Consider the following 4,587-nt stretch of genomic DNA (forward strand, 5'->3'; position numbering starts at 1 on the left):
CAATTTATTAGTTGATAAGCTCTAAGTTTTTTTTCACCGTTCTCCGACAGATCAACCATCAAGCGCGTAATCCAGCTGTTTTTAGACAGCTTTCCGGCGGTCGAAATTCCAACATATTCATAACCCGTATCATTCCAATGATTTTTCTCCGAAACCTGCAAAACCGAAAAGCCGTTGTTCCCGGGATACACCGCCACCTGAAGCTCCCGAGGATCGGAAAAGATTCCCGGCTCCTGCCCGACCAAACCAATCGCCGCAAGGAAAACAACAGCAATTGAACATTTCATAACGCTCTCCTTGTCTGCTTGATATGGGTTGAATTCCCTTTCCGGCATAAGTATACCCCTTAGCCCGCTTATTTACAAATCATCCGACAACAAATGTTCGCTATCGCTCAAAAACGCTGACTGCGGGTTGTCTGTTCCCTGCCGGAAAAACGCTGGAAAAATGTCCCGGGATGGGAACGGACGATACCGCGTGGAAATTTCCGACTCCTGTGGCACATGGTCGGGAACAGGGCGAAATACAAAACTTCCGCAAGGGAATAATACCCGGGGAGCTGGAGGGCCGAACGCCCTCCTGACCTCCCCGCCCGAGAGAAAACGATACCGGGTTGATCCGAATCCGCATGCGACCCTCTCGGGCCTTATTTGTCGGACTTCGCTCGACTCCGCTCGACTGCTTCGCAATCGCTCCTTGCTGCTTTGCGGAACACAAAGCAGTTCTCTCACAGGCACTTGCGGCACTGACCGCACTGAACAAGTGCGCGGGCCAAGCCGTACAGCATGGCAATACAGCAGCGCCGCTCTCGCCGGTCAGGAGCGCCGGGAGAAGAATTTCTCCGCCGTGGGATTCCCGACGAAACAGGCCGCCACCAGATCGTCGAGCTTCGCGGTCGCCAGCCCGATGCAGCTGTCTGCGGCGCCGTAGTAGATTCTGACGGAGCCATCCGGCTCCGGAATGGCGTTGCAAGTGAAGGTGACGTTCATCACCCGCCCCTGCATCTCATAGCAACGTTCCGGCCAGAGGACCGGCAGGCCGCCGCGGGCGATGATTTCTGCCGGATTTTCCAGATCGAGCAGAACCACGCCCAGCCGGTAGATGAATCCGTTGCAGGTGCGGTCGACGCCGTGATAGATTTCGAGCCATCCCCGCTCCGTACGAATCGGCACCGCGCCGCCGCCGATCTTGTGGGAATCCCAGCAGCCGGGACGCGGCGTCATCAGCACCTGCGACTCCTCCCAGTGCGCCAGATCCCGGGAGTAGCTGATGCACATATCCGAAGGTTCGAGTTCATTGTCGCCCATCGGCCGGTCGAGCCGCACGTAGCGGCCGCCGATCTTCTCCGGAAACAGTACCGAATTCCGGTTGTTCCGGCCGTTTTCCTCCTGCTCAATCCGCTCGAACTTCCGGAAATCCCGGGTACGGACCACCCCGGTGCGCACGCCGCGCCCCGCCGCCTGGCTCGCGTACATGAGGATGTATTCTCCGTCGATCAAAGTAATCCGCGGATCGTAAACACAGTTCTCCGGCCCCGCCGCCGGAACCGGCCACTCCACCGGTTCCGGATCGATGGTAAAATGCACACCGTCCCGGCTGCGCGCCAGCCAGAACACAATCGGCGTGGCCGCCGTGGCGGCGTCGACCATCAGCAGATACTCGCCGTTAAACTTGACCGCCCCCGGGTTGAACACATACATGATATCATCGGGAAACTGTTCCGGCGTCAAAACCGGATTCCCGGAAAACTTCTGAAAAATCGACATCTCCACCTCTCTGTTGTTAACGCAAATCATTTCAACGCATTCAATTCAAACACCGTAAGAGAATGCGGCGGGAACTCCCAGTCGAAGGAGCCGTCGGCGGCCGGAGAAACCCTCTTTTCGACCGGATTCCACGCGGTAGCCAGGGTGATGTCGTCCTGATAAAGCTCCCGGGCGATTCCAGAACGCGGCCGCATTCCGGCAACCTCCACTCTTCCCGGAACAGCAGCATCGGGAGAGCGGTTGATCACCGCCAGGGCTATGCGGTTCGCATCCAGCCGGGAAGCCTCGACGGCCAGCAGAGGAACTGCAGGAATCCGGGCATCGCCGAAGAGGGAGAGTTTCAGATTGCGCAGTTCCAACAGTCCGGAAAGTTCGCCGCGCGGCTTCTCCACCCGCAGCAGTCCGGTGATTCCGGGACAATCCGCCCCCACGCTCAGAGAGCAGGAGAATTTCTTCCACTCTCCGGCCTCCTTCAATCCGCCGACAGCGGTCGCCAGACGGGTGGCCTCGTAACCGCGCAGATCCATCAGGCCGAAGCCGAGCGCGGCACTGCCGGTGTTGTTCGCAGCAGGCTGAAAACGGGCTTCGAAATCCGCCCGGAGCGTAAAGCCGCTGTCAGCCGGTACCGCCGCCGGACGGTGAACCGTCAGAAATGTCGGGTAGCTCTGCTTTCCGCAACCGTTCAACCGGAACTGCAGATGGCGCGCATTCCCCGAACCGGAACAACCGGCAGCGGCGAGCGCCTGAAAATAGAGATCGAACTGCGTCACCTCTCCGAGCGCCCGCGGCAAAACCAATGTTTCCCCGCGGGCCGTGACCTGTCCGACCCGCGCAGCAACCATCTCGCGGCGCGGATTTCCCGTCACCTCGACCGGCAGCAGTTCCGAACCGGTATGCCGGGTCCACAATTGGAAGAAGGGCCAGGCCCCGCTGCGGGAGTGCCCCCCATCTCCACGGCGCTGAATCATGCCGAAATATCCCCCGATCGCCTGCCAGTAGGAGGCGGCAAGCACCCGGTTCTCCGGCCGGCGGAACTCGCGCAGAATCTCCGCCATGTTGAGACCGGCCAGATAACTGTGCCGCCACGGAACCGGCTGATTCTGAACGCCGGAAATGTTGTACTCCGTCACCGCGACCGGCAGTTCCCGCCCGGCCAGCTCCCGCACCTGCCGCCGGAAGTTTGCCAGCCGCAGCCGGAGGAGTTCCCCGGCGGTAACCGTGGAATGCAGTGCCTCCGCAGGCGAAAGGCTGTCCAGTTTCGGCGCATAATAGTGGTGGATAATGAAATCCACGTGCGGACCGAGTTCCCGGTAGACGGTTTCATCCCAGAAATCCGGGCGGGAATCCAGATTCATCGTGTGCCCGACCACTCCGATCTTGACGGAAGGATCGACCCGGCGAACCTGTTCGATGGTCTTTCTGGCAAAATCGACATATGCCTCAACGCTGAACCGGCGATGCGGTTTCAAGTTATGATTGTCATGATAGGTCTCGTTGCCGATCTCAAAATATTTGACTCCATAGGGTTCCGGGTGTCCGTTCCGCGCCCGTTTCATCGCCTGCGGAAACTCCGGACGCGCCGGAGCATTCAGATATTCGACCAGGTCGGCGGCAAGCCGGGGCAGCTCCTCCGCCGGCAGAGCGTAATCGGAGAAGGTGATCAGCGGTTCCGCCCCGACCACCCGGCAGAGTTCCAGATACTCCGCCAGCCCGAACTTCCAGTCCGGCCGCGACTCGACCGGCCCGACCGTCTTCCGCCAGTCGAAGTTGTGCGCCAGGCAACCGCCGGGATAGCGGAGCATTCCGGTCTTGATTTCCCGCAGAAAGCGGACCGCTGCGGGATCGGGCCTCATCTGCACAGGATCCCAGTGTCCCTTGCCGGTATTGACGCCATCCGGCGAAGGTTTGGGCAGATCGATCCGGGCGAAAATGCCGCGTTCATCGGCGGCTTCGATGTTGTGTCCGTAGACCATGGGAGCGGCTTCCCCCGCGGAACGGGCGGCGTCAATCCGGATTACCGGGCGTTCCGCCGCCTCCATTCGACCGGCGGCCAGCGCCGCAGAACACAATAAAACAGACGGTAAAAAAGTTCTCAGCATTCTCTCACCTTGCCTCTCACTCATCTTCCCCCCAGAAGAGATCGTCCTGCATCGGAATCTCGTTCTCCTGGAGGATTGCGGAGTGGCCATCCACAAAGACCACGCCCGCTCCGGTATGGTTGCGATGCTTCCAGATGCCACGGGTTCCGAGCAGCATGGACCAGGTGTTGTCGGTCCGCCGCCGTTTCGCCATCGCATCGGGATAACTGCTCTCGGTCTTGTTGATGTCAAAGATCATGGCCCGCGCCGTCGGCCGCCGTATCTTGCCCAGACTGTAACCGGGCACGGCGTTGCTCCCGTTTCCGCCGTTGGCCGGAACGATCCAGCCGTTGATGCCGTAATGTATGGCTTCGGTGCTGACCATCTCCGACGACGAGGCGGGACAGGCAAAAACCCCCTTCGGCATGCGGCTTCCATCGGGCATATTTTCCCAGGAGCAATAGTTCTTTGCCGGCGTTCCGCTGCTCACAGCATAGAGCATGTCGTTCCATTTCCCCTCATATCCGGAGAGATTTCCATTGAAGGCAGGCAAAGTGTGATGGGTGTCGTAGTAGATCAGCGCATAGGTTCCAATCTGTTTCAGATTGGAGGTGCAGCGGATGTCGCGCGCCTTTTCCCGCGCCTTGTTCAATGCCGGCAACAGCATCGCCGCCAGAATTGCAATAATCGCGATAACAACCAGCAATTCAATTAAAGTAAATAACGATCGCGCCTTCATTTTT

Annotated in this window: 4 protein-coding genes; all 4 read right to left on the reverse strand. The window is 59.3% G+C overall.

The window, feature by feature from the left end; translation table 11 throughout:
• On the reverse strand, positions 1 to 287 hold a 287-nt coding region (locus ACMLHG_RS16450), incomplete at its 3' end, for a hypothetical protein (protein ID WP_417171181.1).
• Between the two features lie 528 nt (positions 288 to 815).
• Positions 816 to 1,766: a glycosidase gene (locus ACMLHG_RS16455; protein WP_417171182.1), complete on the reverse strand. Its 951-nt coding sequence runs from the start codon at positions 1,764 to 1,766 to the stop codon at positions 816 to 818.
• A gap of 26 nt (positions 1,767 to 1,792) precedes the next feature.
• Positions 1,793 to 3,865 carry a hypothetical protein gene (locus ACMLHG_RS16460; RefSeq protein ID WP_417171183.1) on the reverse strand — a complete coding sequence of 691 codons (2,073 nt, stop codon included), beginning with the start codon at positions 3,863 to 3,865 and terminating at the stop codon, positions 1,793 to 1,795.
• A 16-nt stretch (positions 3,866 to 3,881) separates the two neighbouring features.
• Positions 3,882 to 4,587: DUF1559 domain-containing protein (locus tag ACMLHG_RS16465; RefSeq protein ID WP_417171184.1), on the reverse strand; the 706-nt coding region annotated here is incomplete at its 5' end.

It is taken from the genome of Victivallis sp., assembly GCF_048170485.1.
Lineage (GTDB): Bacteria > Verrucomicrobiota > Lentisphaeria > Victivallales > Victivallaceae > Victivallis.

Excerpts from the sequence above, each read along its gene's own strand:
- ACMLHG_RS16460 (WP_417171183.1), bottom strand. The coding sequence starts at position 3,865 with ATGCTGAGAACTTTTTTACCGTCTGTTTTATTGTGTTCTGCGGCGCTG.
- ACMLHG_RS16455 (WP_417171182.1), bottom strand. The coding sequence starts at position 1,766 with ATGTCGATTTTTCAGAAGTTTTCCGGGAATCCGGTTTTGACGCCGGAA.